Consider the following 14,782-nt stretch of genomic DNA (forward strand, 5'->3'; position numbering starts at 1 on the left):
AAACACTTAGGCGTGATGATTCATTTCACCATTCATTTCACTATTCATCTCACCGTAAACCCACAGTTCAAATTAATCGCTTAAGCTCACTGCATATGGCCATTGCTATCAAACGGCTTATTTGGGTTCCACGCCTGCGATATTGAAAAAATTCTCACAGAACTGCACAAAAGCTTGGCCAAGGGATGTCGCCTGACGGCTCTTATGGGTGATGCGATAAAACTGCCGCTCCAGCACTAATCCCTCAATCGTGACTAACGCTAACTCTTTGCGGCTGATTTCTTTCTCCAGCGCCAGCTCAGATAACACCCCAAGCCCAGCACCTTGTTTCACCGCCAGTTTTATTGCATCCGGCGTAGTAAAGCAGAATTTGGCTTCTGGCTGCATATCCAACTCATTGGCAGCATTGACAAAATATTCGCGTGTGCCCGAACCTTCTTCACGTAACACCCATGGCTGGCCTCTCACTTGTGCCGGTTTAACCACTTTCCCCGCCAGAGGATGCGCCGGATGACAAAACACCAGCAGCCTATCCTTATGCCAAGCTTCAACACTCAAACGATTATCGGTGCAATGACCTTCGATAAAGCCCATTTCAGATCGGAACTGCGCAACCGCTTGGATCACATCTTGAGTATTTGTGATCGCCACATCCACATGGGTTTGAGTGTGCTGCTGACAAAATGCCACTGCGGCTTTCGCCATCAGATAGTTACCAATGGTCGAACTGGCACTGATACTTAACCGCCCAACCAAATCGCCGCCATGGTAGGTAAATGCCTGCTCAATTTGCTCGACGCGGTGCAATAAATCCGTCGCCAGTGGCAACAGTAAATTGCCCTGTGAGTTCAGCTGTAATCGATTACCAATGCGCTCGAATAGGCGGGCATTGAGCTGTTTTTCTAACTCAGCCAAGGCCATAGAAGTGGCCGGTGGTGATAAATTAACCTGCTCCGCCGCCTTTGCGACTTGGCCGCTACGCGCTACAGCCTCAAATACCGCCAGTTGTCTTAAGGTGATCCGCATATTAAAACCTGTACTTAAAAAGGAAATGGCTTATCAGTTTTCCGAATGCTCTGATAAATGCCCTGAACGTCCCGCGGTCGGTGCCGTGGTCCAATTCGTTTGCCGCACCTTACGTTTATCGCGAATAGGCGTGAGTGGCGAGTCGAGTTTACGCGCCACAATCAAATACAAACTGCCCGCACTAGGAAGCCATGACGCTAAACTCTGTTGAAAAAATTTACCTTGGTTGAAATCACCCATTAAGGGGTGATAGACCAAACGCTCATCGCCCACCACTTGATAACCTAATAAACCTAACCAATCTCGCACCCTTGATGGCATAAAGAAGCGGCCATTCCATGGGAGACAATCCTGATACTTAGGCCATAACTTACCCAAAAATACTGGACTTAAGGGATTAAAACCGACGATAAAAAGATAGCCTCCGGCGATGAGTACCCGATCGGTTTCACGAAGAATACGGTAAGGATCGGGTTCAAATTCGAGCAATAGACTCATCACCACCGCATCTATCACCGCATTCTGCAGGGGTAAATGGCAAAAATCGCCTTCAATCGAAGCGCCTTTGGATGGCGAGAGAGAAAAATGATGGGCGACTGGCGATGCCATGCTCGACAATTCGGCACTCAAAGGCCCTAACTTTAATAAATGATAACCAAAGACTCTTGGCCACCAATCTTCAAGTTGTTTAGCAACGGCTTGTTGCAACGCCTCACCATTGGGTAAGTCGCTCCATTGTTCGGGTTTGAGCTCAGTACTAAAATGCGACACAGAGTTCCTCCGTTAGCTTGGTAGACAAGTATCCAATTGGGTCAAAGATTGCTGCCATTTTGCCACAGGACAAAAGCGGCAAAGGTCGCCAAGGGCCGTTCACTCATGGATAATACCTTTATCTTCGAATTGAAATACAGACATAGGCGGTTCTATGCTCACTATAACAGCGATCAAAGCCTTTAATGACAATTATATCTGGGTGTTACAACAACAACCGCATACACAGGTTTATGTCGTCGATCCCGGCGATGCGAGTGTGGTTATTGACTATCTAGAGGCCAATCAACTCACGCTAGCGGGCATTTTACTGACTCACCACCACAATGACCATACGGGTGGCGTCGCTGAACTTCAAGCCTACAGTCAAAACAGGCTCACAGTGTATGGCCCAGATAATGAGAAGATTGAAGGCATCACCCATCCGTTACACGCAACAGCACAGCCCAGATTTACACTCGACTATATCAGTGGCGAGCTGCAAGTCTTAGATGTACCGGGGCACACAGCAGGACATATCGCCTACGTTATTGCAGATGCCTTATTCTGCGGTGATACCTTATTTAGCGGTGGCTGCGGCCGCTTATTTGAAGGTACGCCAGCGCAAATGCTCAACTCACTACAGCAACTTGCCCAGCTTCCCGCATACACTCAGGTGTATTGTGCCCATGAGTACACACTTTCAAACCTCAAATTTGCCCTCGCGGTCAATCCCAACAATCGCGCGCTGCAAGACTATAACGAACGCGCCATAGCGTTGCGTCGCCAAGACAAAGCGACTATCCCCTCCACCATCGCTTTAGAGCGCGCCATCAATCCCTTTCTACGTGCCAGCGACACTGAGATTGTTGACAGCATAAAACAGCATTTTAGCGATCTAAATCATGCCAATTTAGACGAACTTGGCGGTTTTACCCTGCTCAGACAGTGGAAAGATAATTTTTGATCACAAAAGCAATATTATAGTTTGAAATTTAAACAGTTTTTCCCATTTTTGATGATGTAAATCAAAAATGGCCTTACATTATGTACGATAATTAAGGGACAAGATCGAAAAGATCCCATAGAATGGCTCGTTTTGCGTGAAAACTTTGCGCGCTGCGTCGTCTTTATCTTCATATAAAACATACTGTTACTATAAAGAAAAGCTATGCACTAACAGAGGACTACCGTTTTCAATGAGAGTATCACTTTATGTTGTTGTAGGGGGATTTGCCCTACTCACAGGTTGTCAGACATTAGACAACCATGGCGTTAATCAGACAGTTAATCAGACAGAAGTTGAAGCCGTCACAACCGAAAATACAGTCCCAGAATATTACCTCGCAACTGAGGCTCCGTCGGCGCAAATTACCGATGTGTGGGAGCGAATTCGTCAAGGTATGCAGTTACCGGTTCCAGATCAAAAATTGGTGAACCAATATCGCGATTGGTACATCAAAAATCCGCAGCATCTGGCGATCATCTCAGAGCGTGCTGCACCTTATATGTACCTGATCGTGGAAGAGCTTGAAAAGCGTCATCTTCCGATTGAGATCGCCCTATTACCTATTATTGAAAGCGCCTTTGATCCATCGGCGTCTTCAGCAAGTGCGGCATCGGGTTTATGGCAATTCACCACGCCTATGGCCAGCCATTTCGGTTTAGAAATGAACTGGTGGTACGACGGTCGCCGTGATGTGCCCGCTTCAACGACTGCGGCGCTCGACATGTTGGAATATCTTTACGATAAAACCAATAACAATTGGCTTTATGCTATTGCGGCCTATAACTCGGGTGAATCTCGGGTGCTCAATGCGATTAAACGTAACGAGAAGAAAGGCTTAAAAACCGACTTTTGGTCATTGGATTTACCCAGTGAAACCGAACGCTACGTGCCGCAACTACTTGCGCTGGCAGAAGTCATTAAACACGCCGATGAATATGGCATCACCTTAGCGCCAATCAGCAACAATCCTTCAATTGAAGTAGTTGATATTGATAGCCAAATTGATTTAGCCATGGCGGCAGGTTTAGCAAACATGACCACACTTGAGCTGCAAAAACTCAACCCTGGTTATAACCGCTGGGCCACTTCGCCACTGGGGCCGCACACTTTAGTATTACCGATTGATAAATCGGAAGAATTTAAGAAAGCACTCGCCGAAACAGAAACCGAGGATAGGATCAGTTGGCTACGCTACACGATCAAATCCGGTGACAGTATTGGCAAGATTGCGAAGCAGCACCACACGACTATAAATGCAATTCGCGCCGCCAACGGCATGAAAAACAATACCATAGTCGCGGGCAAGCATTTGATTATTCCTGTCGATGCGCAAGACAAACAGCTCTATGCCCTGTCGACTCAGCAACAATTGCCGAAGAAATCGCAAGCTGCGAATGAATCGACAAAAATTGCCTATCAGGTTAAGTCTGGTGACACACTTTCTGAAATCGCCCATGCCCATAAAGTGACAGTGAAACAACTTAGCGTTTGGAACAAATTAGGTAAGAGTGACAAGCTACAAAATGGTCAAAAACTGGTGATCTTAGCGCCGAAAAATCTTGAGCAAACTGCGCAAATTCGTACTGTGAGTTATAAGGTCAAATCCGGTGATTCACTCGCCCGTATCGCCAGCAAATTTAACGTGACTGTGGCCGAGCTATTAGAATGGAATAGCCTAGCGCAATCACAATATTTGCAACCAGGCCAAGTGATTAAATTAGTAGTCGATGAAAGTAAGTTAAACGCATAAGGCTAAACAGGCACATAGTTCGAACTGATTGGTGCAATATAAACCCTTAGCAAGATTGAGCCACAGTGAACAAAAAGGCAGCAACCTTATCTGATTGCTGCCTTTTCTATTATGAGCTTTCTCTATGATGAGAAGCGGCGTTATTCCATCGTCAGTAATAAGACAACAGGCGCCATAACGACGGCATCAGACTCTAATGCTTTAGCGGCAAAATGCGCTTCTAAACGAGCGCCATCTGCGGGTATTCCAGCAAACGCTTTGGGCGGAATGCTAAAGGAAGTGGTGATCACTTTCCCCGCTGCCAATTGGCTATCGCGTAACGCTTGGGTAAACATCATATCATCGGACCATGCCCACAGACGTTTGCCCTCTTGCGTTACCAGCCACAAATCCGCCGTCATCCCTGAGTTATAACGCAGGCCGACGGCATAGGTTTGTGGATTGGTCACAATCAACGTTGCCTTAACTGGCTGCTTGAAATCAACAAATGGCTCTAAGGCTAACTCGCCGCGAAGCAGTCCTGGCGTAGCATCAGTCGTCATAGGTTCAACCTTTAATGTCGGTGTACTTTTAAGGCCTGAAACATCGAGCGCCAGATCGGCAGCGCGAACGATCTCAGGCTGAACCGCCGCGGCTGTTGTCGTCTCGCCCTTGGTAGACTGACCCGTGTCAGCGGCTTCAGGCGCCGAGCACCCAACAAGTTGCCCGCCGACAAAAGCACTCGCGCCAACAAGCAATGCGTAGCGCATTGGAGCAACCATTAGAAACCTCCTAGTTTTTTCAGTAAGGAGTCTTTTAATTTTTCCTTAGCTTTGTCGGTTTCTTCTTTTAACTGATTATTCAGTAACGCTTTAGTATCCAAGGCATATTCAGGTTTTTGGAAAGTCCCGGTAATAGCCAACGGAATGTCAATTCCAGCCAGCGCATCTTTGTCGCTACCGCCCTGACCTTTTAATGAATTCACTAGGCTAGTCGTCAATCTGTAGTCTAAGGCTTCAGTCAATAAATTCGCCGTACCTTTGCCCGCCAAACGCAATAAAGGTGAAGACATAGCAAGATCTGGGTTAGTAACAACGCCATTATCCAGCGAGAAACTACCAGTCAGACTCGAGAAGTCCGTTTTGCGCTCTTCCTTGGTTTCTGTCGATAAGTCGCCCTTTAACTTAGCTTGGGCGCTACGGATCATCTGCGGAATGTTAACCCCGTACAAAGCCCCGTCATTAATATCAAAATGGCCATTGGCTAATAGATTTTTCTTTAACTGCTCAGGGATCAAACTCTTACCTTTACCCTTCACATCAAAGTTGGCCGTACCCGCCAGTAAATCCACATCCGCCGCATCTTTCAACAAAGGACGAATTTGTACACCCGTCACTTTTTTATCGAATTGATAACTTGCCACCGCTTGACGTGCATCGACCTGAGCGCTCACCAGCAACTTACCTTGGTATAAATCCGCATTCAGTTTCGTTAGATCTAACACGCCATTTTTAATCCCCACATCCATCAACCAATTTTGAGTCGACAGGTTAGCAACCTTAATAGACTTAACGGTCAACTTGAGTTTTACATCAAGCTGCTTAAGGGCAGAGAGATCAGGCTCAACTGCCTGAGTGCTGGCAGCGGGTGCTTGTTCTGTTGCGGCAGCGGTCTCCGTTTTAGGTAACAGCGTATCTAAATCGATATCGCCGACTTGAAAATCAGCATTGATTTGCGGAATTTTCGTGGCGTAATTCACGCCAACTTTACCCGCAGCGGTAATGCTTGCCGCGGTAAGCTGCGCAATATCGACGGACAATTGCTGTTTATCCAATGCGATTTGAGTCGCTAAGCTAATCGATGTTTCGAGTTGCTTATTGGGAATACTTTCACCTTCCACCACAGTGTCAATTTTGAGTCCATTGACGACGAGTTGCGTAAAGTCTCGGCTTAGTTTTAGCTCACCTTTGCCTTCGCTGCTTACCGTCATGTCCGGCATAGTTGCACTAAATTCAAAGGCGATGGGTGCAAATTGTTCTAAAGCGAACTCACCTAAGGTGAAGCTTTTTAAGGTAAAGACTTGAGTTTGCTTTTTCGCTTCGTCAATCATATTAATTTGGGTATTGGTGATTGAAATACCGCCAATATTAATATCGTTCAGTTTGGCATTTGAGGAAGTTTCGGCCGCTGGAGTTGCAGCTTTCTTACTATTATCACCACTTAATCCATCAAAACTGCTGGTGCCATTCTTACGAGTCACTAAATTAATGGTTGCGCCATCGAGACTCAGCTCCGCAATTTCAATTTGCTGACTAAACAATGGCATCAACGCCACTTCGGCAACGGCTTTGTTGACTTCTAACATAGCCTTAGGGGTAAAGCCTTCAGGATTAGATAAAGACACGCCCCCTAAATTAATGCCGATAACAGGGAAAAAGGTCCAGGATAAATCGTCAGCGATGACTAATTCACGACCCGTTTGTTTTTTTACGGCATCAACTATTTCAGGTTTAAAATCATTAGGGTCGAAAAATACGGTGAGATACACTGTGACTAAAAGAATGAGCGTCACCACTAAGGCCAGGAGCCACTTAATGAATTTCATATAAATATCCTTATCAAAAACAACTTGAATTTAAAGCAACTAATTCATTTAAAAATGTTAATTTAAAAATGCAAAGTTCAACATCTCATCACTTACTGCAATACCATTTTCATCGGCATACAGCATCATACCGGGCGTAACCATTACGCCGCCCATATCTACAGCAACATTAATTTGGCCTTTACCTAACTTCTCGGTTTTTATCGGCATGGCCCCTAAGGCATAAACACCTAAACTAAAAGTATTTAATCGGGCTACATCACGAACACAACCATTGATCACTATCCCTTGCCAGCCATTATCTAGCGCGCTTTGCGCAATGAGATCGCCTAACAATGCGCGGCGCAAAGAACCGCCTCCATCGACAACCAAAACTTTTCCTTGCCCATCCTGTGCAAGTATTTCTTTTACCTTAGAATTATCTTCAAAACACTTGACTGTGACTATCTCGCCCCAAAAGAGCCGCTTACCGCCATAGGGTTTAAATTCGAGGGGAAGTAACTGTAATTTAGACGGATAGTGGTCAAATAAATCTGGTAGTAGATCAAGCATTTGAATCTCCATAATAGCCTATCACTTTAGACTACCCATAATTGTAGACCCCGACAAGGTCAAAGCAAAAATCAGCGAATTTTTTATTTAATTTTAACCAGCAAAGGCTTGGTGTATATTGGCATAGGCACTATAATCTGCGATAGTTAACGTCCTATGACACCCTTTAATGTTTCATAAGAAAATTTCATCAATCTGTTCTCACACCTCTTTGTTATAAAGCGAAAACCAAATGACTACTGATCTTGATTTACAGAGCGCAATCGCGGCTCTAGATGAATATGGATATGATAAAAAAGTCTCAACGGATCTTGAGCAAGCACGTAACAAGCAACAAATGGGTAAATATATTAAATCCCTCGACTATAGTTTACGTCGATTATTGATATTACAAGAAACAGTTAACGAGTTAGTTGAAGAAAAGAAACATCAATTAGCCCAGCAAGAAAACATTCAAACCTACAAAACAAAAATCATTAACTTGTCGAGAGAATTTAACATTTCTTACGATGAAGTCTTAGCGCTGATGACATCATCTAAATCTAAGAATTAAACATAACGCTATTCTGCTCAATCATTAAGCCGTCAATTTTTTCGGCTAACACCTGCATATGCCATATAACGAAATATATAATTTTTCAGTTATATGGCAATAGGATCTGCTTGCCATTATTTGCTGAGTGTTAACGATTTCATTTCATCAGTAACTGTATTGACTTCACTTCCTCACGGTAATGTGTGCAACGATTCGGCATAAAAAAAGCAGAGCCTGAGCTCTGCTAATTTATATCAATATGCGAACTTATTTGTTTTGCATTAATTGACGAATATATTTCACTGGCGCGCTGCCGTAACTCAAGAATTGTTCGTGGAAGGTTTTAAGATCAAAATCTTTGCCTTGCGCTTTCTTATATTCGTCACGGAAATCATAGATTTCACGATAACCAGAATAGTAGCTCGTCAGCTGAACTTGGCTAAGCGTAGCGCGGCGCCACTTGCCTTCGGCTTCTGCCTGCTGTTGGAAGGCTTCGTTCATCATCAGGGCAATGGCTTGCTCTTCAGTCATGCCTTTCACATGAATGCTGTAATCCAAAATAGTGTTACAGATAACACGTAAATTCCACTTGTAGTACATCAACCACATTTCAGGCTCAAAATTACCATAGCCTTCTTCGAGCATCATGCGCTCGGTATATACCGCCCAGCCTTCGACCATAGCGCCATTACCGAATAAACTTTTCACTAAACTCGGTGATTGGTTCGAGTAAACTAATTGAGTGTAGTGCCCAGGAATTGCTTCATGAATATTGAGGATTTGCAGGATCCAGTGATTATATTCACGTAAATAACTCTCGGCTGACGCATCACTCATACCATCGAGCGGCGTCACATTGTAATAAGTATTACCAGATTTATCGTAAGGTCCTGGTGCACTAATTGAAGCACCGGCATAACCACGCATATATTCGGGTGTTTCACGGACGACAAGTGGCTTTTTAGGATCTAATGTGACTAGGTTTTTCTTATTTACAAATTCAATTAACTCTGGAATTTGCTTACGCACTTCATTCACGAATTCATCGCGCTGAACATGCTGAGTCGATAATTTATCGATTAACTGGCGAATGGCGAGCTTACTGTCAGCAGGTTTTGGCGTAGTAAAATATTTAGGCCATAACTTATCGGTAATTTTTGCCATTTCCCCTTGAACACGGTCTTTATCGGCCACGGCTTTTTGATACAGCTGTTTTGCTGTCATGCCCGCTTGGATATCAAAGGCAAATTTTTGCTCGTATAGTTCCTCGCCAATCCTAAAACTACGGGCACCATCTTTTTTGAGTTGAACCACTAATTTGTCTAACCAAGCGATATGGCCGTTAATTGCAGCAGTGGCAGCATCAAACCGTGTGTTAAATAACGCTTTTTCCGTAGCCGTCAGACCAGAATCGGCGACCTGTTTTAATAAGTTATCGGAAAACACCGAAAATGCACCTTGGTTTTGCATCACAGCTAATTCGGTATGTTCCAATGTTGGCTTGCTAATGTTTGCCTGCGCGGCTGCATAATAAGCTGGTACATTTTCTAAACGCGCTAATACAGAACGTAATCTGTCATCTAATGGGGCAAAGTTTTCATTGATGATTTGGGCAAAACCACCCGATACGTTGTAGCTTGAAGGATCCCACTGCCAAGATTTAAAACTGTCAATTTCCCATGCCATGCTGCCGAGTAAATTGTCGATCAGATGATAATCAATCAGTTCATTCGGCGTCAGCGACTTTTGCTCGAACTGGGTCAATTTGGCTTGTTGTGCTTTCACAAACGCTAGTGTTTTCGCACGACCAGCCGCATCGGGGATTTCAAGATAGCCATCATTAACATGCTTGCCACTGTATAAGGCCCACGTCGGTGATAATTCCCACAATGAATCAATAAAGGATACTGAAAATTGCTCAAATGACTGGGCTTTAACTTCAGCCGCAACCACAGGCTTGGTTTGACTCGTATGGGATTGACAACCAGCAAGGCCGGCCAGCGATAACACTATCGCAAGGGAAATAGCGGATTTTTTCATTATTATGGGTCCTTTGTTGATATTTAACAGGCATGCAAAAATTACCTAAGTTAATCATATTGTCCCAATAATTGCAGCAGTGTTAGCCGTGAATACATCTACGGTTACAAAATTGTGAGTTCTCGATATTTATGCCGCTTACCATTCATCTATTCGAGGTAAAATTCCCACTTTGCCAAACGAACTCAGATAACGATAATCGCCAATTCTGTTTCACCTCCTGCTATAATATCGCCCTGCTCCGCTGTTAACGCGTTGGCGTAACAGTTTGCTTATACATTATTGACCTGACCCTTTACCTGAGACATTCAATGCCATTTTCCAAACTTGGATTAAGCGATCCGATTTTAAGAGCCATCACTGAGCTCGGCTATTCACAACCTACTCCAATCCAAGAAAAAGCCATCCCGGTGATCTTGAAAGGTAAAAACCTGCTCGCTGGCGCACAAACGGGTACAGGTAAAACTGCCAGTTTTGTGTTGCCAATACTGCAAATGTTCGCCGAGATGCCGAAAATTCGGGCTAAACGCGTTCGCGCCTTGATCTTAACCCCAACCCGCGAATTGACCGTTCAGGTTGAAGACAATATTGCCAAATACGCAAAATACCTGCCGCTGACCTCTATGGCCATGTATGGTGGCGTCGATGCCGCACCACAGAAACAACGCCTTATCGAAGGCGTCGATATTCTGGTAGCGACACCCGGTAGATTGCTCGATATGTACACCCAAAGAGCGATTCATTTCGATGAAATCTCGGTATTAGTCCTAGACGAAGCCGATAGAATGCTCGATATGGGATTTATCGAAGACATCAATAAGATCATCGAACGTCTGCCAACAGAACGCCAAAATCTGTTGTTTTCGGCAACCTTATCTAAGCAAGTGCGCTTTTTAGCGAAAACAGCGGTTGAAAACCCTGTTGAGATTGAAATTGCCCGCGACAGTGCGAACGCACCGCAAATCGACCAATGGTTGATCACTGTCGATAAAGATAAAAAGTCTGCCCTGTTAAGCAAACTCATCACTGAGCAAGCTTGGGAACAGGCACTGATCTTTATCCAGACTAAACAAGGCGCCGCCAAACTGGTCAGCCAACTCGAAAAACGCGGTATTGCCGCCGAAGCCATCCACAGTGGTCGCAGCCAAGCGGTACGCGAGCAGTTATTAGTCGATTTCAAGTCCGGAAAACTGCGCTTTTTAGTGGCGACCGGCGTGGCTTCTCGCGGTATCGATATCGACGCCCTCACCCGCGTGGTCAACTATGATCTGCCCGATGAAGCCGATGATTATATTCACCGTATTGGCCGAACCGGTCGTGCTGGCGCCTGCGGCGAAGCCATCTCCTTTGTTTCCAAAGATGATTTTAGAAACCTGTGTGCTATCGAGCGCCGCCTAGGCCACATCATAGTGCGTAAAGAAATTGAAGGCTTTGTGCCGAACAAAGAAGTGCCGATTTCGGTCCTCGACTTTGTGCCAAAAAATACCACGCCAAAAACCTTTAAAGCCCGCACACCTGAGGCCAGAACCTCACGCCCCGCGAAAGAAGGCTCCTTTGAAACCGCCCATGCGAAAAAGCATCGCAGTGCTAAATCTAAGCCTGAGGCAAAAGCCTCTGTAGCGCGGCCACAATCCGCGCAGACTGATAACAGTAGCGAGACTACGGGTCGCAGTGCGCCCTTTAATCCGTGGAACAGCGGTTCTAAAACGAACTGATGGCCTAATACAAAGTCATGATCCCGTAAAAAGTCATGATCTAGTACCAGTCGTGACTTATTAGAAATAGAAACTCATTAAGATAGAAGATATTAGCATGATTACATTCAGCACCAATTTAGGCGACATCACCATAGCACTCGACTTTGAACATGCGCCTGTCAGTTCAAAAAACTTTGTCCGCTATTGTGAAGAAGGCTTCTTTGAGCACACGATTTTTCACCGTGTTATCAAAGGTTTTATGATTCAGGGTGGCGGATTTACCGCAAAAATGAAAGAGAAGCCGACCCACGAGCCTATCGTGAACGAAGCCAACAAAGGCCTAAGTAACACCATAGGCACTATCGCTATGGCTCGCACCGATGCGCCTCATTCGGCCACGGCGCAGTTCTTCATTAACACCGCCAATAATGACTTTTTAGACCACACTGCCACCACCAATAACGGTTGGGGTTATGCGGTATTTGGTAAGGTCACTGCGGGAATGGATATTATCCAGCAGATTGAAAAAGTCAAAACCACCACAGTTGCCGGCCACGAAGATGTGCCCCGCGAACCCATCGTTATCGAGAAAGTGACGATTAATATCCAAAGCTGATCGTTAAAACGATAAAAATTTCTTTTGATATAATGTATCGCTCAGTTTTGCTGAGCGATTCATTATTTTTCTTAGCGGTTTTGAAAATTAATTAGTTCGCAAAAAAATCATACTTAATAAATACTGCTTAATATAAATTTACTTTACCTAATTTAACCTCAATCGCTTAACTTAAAATCAGTAGATTAATTATCCTCTCAACTTTTTAAAATCTACCTAATATATACTTAACCTTAATAAATTTAGCCTATCCTATTGATATCATAGCTATCCAACTAAAATTAATTCAACTTACTGTCATTTATCTAACGCTTTTAGTGTTAAACCCATCGACTGATATCCGCGTTCTTGATTTAAAATGCCTTGGCAACTTAATACCGCCATTGGAGTAATGGTTAATTCGTACTTATCACTCAGTGATGTTGAATATATACCTTGCCGACACGCATTGCTGACCCAAGTAAAAAAGTCACTCTGTTTACTCATTATTGAAGTCAATTTGGCAGTCTGAGCTAGGCGGATATGAGTCAAATGCTCACCAGTGGCGTCGATTTCAGCATAGGATCCCGGAGTGAGATAGTGCGAAATCGCATTTATTTCAGAGTTAGCTTGGCTTTGTTTCAATCGCTCAACTTGCGCTAATGCCCATACTCCATGCTCACCGACCACTGAGAGCGAACGATGTGATAAATCGACCAATAATGCTGTATTTTCATCGACCCCAAATGCCATTTTGCTATCGGCATTGGCGGTAAGGAGCAAGAGTCTTAAATAACGGTCTCGTTGTGAAAAGTGTGTGTCGGGTATACCAAAGGGGAAAAATCCAAGCCCACCTTGCTCGCGATAAGTGACCGCCGTTGCAGGAACTGAGGCATCACAATTAGCGACTTCACAACGCTCACTTGGCGCTTCGGTCGCGAAAACGCCAAAACTCAGGGCACCCTCACTCGTGCCACCGGTGATCATATTTTTATCAGCCATCACAGCAGTGCCAGCGCTGGTGCCACCGATGACAATTTCTTGTTTGGAAAGACGTTTCTTGATGATGGTTAATGCTTCACTGGGTGATTCATCCGGCGTCGTCCAAGCCTTTAAAGTCAGACTCTGATCGCCGCCATTTAAAAAGAGTCCGTCGATTTGATTAAGCAATTGATAGAGTTTAATGGGGCTGGCACAGAAATCCTTTTGCAGCTCAACTTGCTTTGGATAAAGCCTCGCCCTATCCGTATTACCTTGTATTTGCTGTCTAAACATTTCGAGTTGGTCACACTGACGGGTAGCGATACCTGCTTGCAACGCTGCATCTAAAGGCAGCCAAATAACCTCGGCCCCCATTTGCTCAAATACGCTGACATAGTAATGGGCCGCTTCAAAGGGATCGCGCGCAGAGGCGGTCACAACGGCGATCAGTGGACGTTTGGCATTGGGGTTGCTTTGCTGGCGCTTTGCCAACGCTTGCTGCGTAAATAATTGATAAAGCGTCGCGGCATGGGGATTGGTTGTGGAATCAAGTAACACTTGTTCTTGTAACAGCGTGCCGTCAGCAAGCATTTGCTTTTCTTCCAGTAAATCCAGCAGTGTGTAATATTGTTGGTCGCTCAAATGCGCCAGAAATTGCTTATCTATCTTTGCAATGGCTTGTTCAAGGCTTGCCAAGGTTAAGCTGTCACTATGTAAACGGCCAAGTGAACGGCCAATTTCAACATCGCTATTTTCAAGACTGTTACTGACAGGAGAAAGTGCTTTAGCCGCTTGCCGTAATATCACTTTCTGTTGCTCATTTAACGACTGCAATCTTGGGTGTTTAAGTGCACGTTCAAGCCACGAAACGTTGAACACATAACGTGTTTCGCGTTTGGCATCGGCTGAGAATTTGACTTCCGATTGGCAATTTGCGGGAGCTTGAGAGCTGCAGGTTTTCATCCCTCCGCCCACCAGCATAAGATCAAATGGTTGATGAGTGGGTATCGATAAACTCAGGGATTTCACTGGCGCTGACTGCACGCTTGGGGCGATAAATAGCAAAAGAGCAAAGTAAGAAATACTTAAGCTATTGAGCAAAAAAGATAAGTTTTTTAAGCAACGATTTTTCATAGTGGCACTCAATAAAAAGTGTGCGCCATGTATTGACTCAAGGCTCATGTTACGGATAGTCTTTTAACAGGTCAATAACAAAAGACTTCAGTTTATTACATGAAAACAGAAACAACTCTTTTCCAAAGA

The 14,782-nt window shown here is 44.6% G+C and carries 12 protein-coding genes; 5 read left to right on the forward strand and 7 right to left on the reverse strand.

Annotated features, from left to right (window positions below; genetic code table 11):
* Positions 1 to 117: 117 nt before the first annotated feature.
* Together AC5YB3_RS01345 and AC5YB3_RS01350 are read right to left on the reverse strand one after the other, a co-directional pair.
* The gene (locus tag AC5YB3_RS01345) at positions 118 to 1,026 is read right to left on the reverse strand and encodes a LysR substrate-binding domain-containing protein (protein ID WP_494526399.1); all 909 of its coding nucleotides are present in this window, start codon (positions 1,024 to 1,026) and stop codon (positions 118 to 120) included.
* Between the two features lie 33 nt (positions 1,027 to 1,059).
* The gene (locus tag AC5YB3_RS01350; RefSeq protein ID WP_494526400.1) at positions 1,060 to 1,797 is read right to left on the reverse strand and encodes a class I SAM-dependent methyltransferase; all 738 of its coding nucleotides are present in this window, start codon (positions 1,795 to 1,797) and stop codon (positions 1,060 to 1,062) included.
* 154 nt (positions 1,798 to 1,951) lie between these two features.
* Between AC5YB3_RS01350 and gloB the strand changes: the two genes are divergently transcribed.
* Positions 1,952 to 2,743 carry a hydroxyacylglutathione hydrolase gene (gene gloB / locus AC5YB3_RS01355; RefSeq protein WP_494526401.1) on the forward strand — a complete coding sequence of 264 codons (792 nt, stop codon included), beginning with the start codon at positions 1,952 to 1,954 and terminating at the stop codon, positions 2,741 to 2,743.
* A gap of 232 nt (positions 2,744 to 2,975) precedes the next feature.
* On the forward strand, positions 2,976 to 4,535 hold the full coding sequence (locus tag AC5YB3_RS01360; RefSeq protein WP_494526402.1) for a lytic transglycosylase: 1,560 nt from the start codon (positions 2,976 to 2,978) through the stop codon (positions 4,533 to 4,535).
* 140 nt (positions 4,536 to 4,675) lie between these two features.
* Here the strand turns inward: AC5YB3_RS01360 and AC5YB3_RS01365 are convergent, their stop codons facing one another.
* The 3 genes from AC5YB3_RS01365 to AC5YB3_RS01375 are packed head-to-tail and all read right to left on the reverse strand — an operon-like array spanning position 4,676 to position 7,671.
* Positions 4,676 to 5,296: a BsuPI-related putative proteinase inhibitor gene (locus tag AC5YB3_RS01365; RefSeq protein ID WP_494526403.1), complete on the reverse strand. Its 621-nt coding sequence runs from the start codon at positions 5,294 to 5,296 to the stop codon at positions 4,676 to 4,678.
* Entirely contained in the window at positions 5,296 to 7,119 is a 1,824-nt protein-coding gene (locus AC5YB3_RS01370; protein ID WP_494526404.1) for an AsmA family protein, read from the reverse strand. The genes AC5YB3_RS01365 and AC5YB3_RS01370 overlap by 1 nt, the downstream gene beginning before the upstream one ends.
* Before the next feature lie 57 nt (positions 7,120 to 7,176).
* Positions 7,177 to 7,671 (reverse strand): putative 4-hydroxy-4-methyl-2-oxoglutarate aldolase, encoded by a 495-nt coding sequence (locus tag AC5YB3_RS01375; protein ID WP_494527210.1) that lies wholly within the window; start codon positions 7,669 to 7,671, stop codon positions 7,177 to 7,179.
* Positions 7,672 to 7,903: 232 nt separating this feature from the next.
* Between AC5YB3_RS01375 and AC5YB3_RS01380 the strand changes: the two genes are divergently transcribed.
* A complete protein-coding gene (locus AC5YB3_RS01380; protein WP_006081481.1) occupies positions 7,904 to 8,224 on the forward strand; it encodes a hypothetical protein in 321 nt (106 codons plus the stop codon).
* Between the two features lie 249 nt (positions 8,225 to 8,473).
* Here the strand turns inward: AC5YB3_RS01380 and AC5YB3_RS01385 are convergent, their stop codons facing one another.
* Entirely contained in the window at positions 8,474 to 10,246 is a 1,773-nt protein-coding gene (locus AC5YB3_RS01385; RefSeq protein ID WP_494526405.1) for a DUF885 domain-containing protein, read from the reverse strand.
* Positions 10,247 to 10,557: 311 nt separating this feature from the next.
* Here AC5YB3_RS01385 and AC5YB3_RS01390 point away from each other — a divergent pair, with 311 nt between their 5' ends.
* Positions 10,558 to 11,961, forward strand: coding sequence for a DEAD/DEAH box helicase (locus tag AC5YB3_RS01390; protein ID WP_494526406.1), 1,404 nt, complete (start codon positions 10,558 to 10,560; stop codon positions 11,959 to 11,961).
* A gap of 97 nt (positions 11,962 to 12,058) precedes the next feature.
* A complete protein-coding gene (locus AC5YB3_RS01395; RefSeq protein ID WP_006081478.1) occupies positions 12,059 to 12,559 on the forward strand; it encodes a peptidylprolyl isomerase in 501 nt (166 codons plus the stop codon).
* A gap of 297 nt (positions 12,560 to 12,856) precedes the next feature.
* On the opposite strand, the gene AC5YB3_RS01400 is transcribed toward AC5YB3_RS01395, so the two are convergent.
* Positions 12,857 to 14,653 carry a cyanophycinase gene (locus AC5YB3_RS01400; RefSeq protein ID WP_071939769.1) on the reverse strand — a complete coding sequence of 599 codons (1,797 nt, stop codon included), beginning with the start codon at positions 14,651 to 14,653 and terminating at the stop codon, positions 12,857 to 12,859.
* Between the last annotated feature and the right edge of the window lie 129 nt (positions 14,654 to 14,782).

Source organism: Shewanella sp. 1311 (assembly GCF_059338235.1).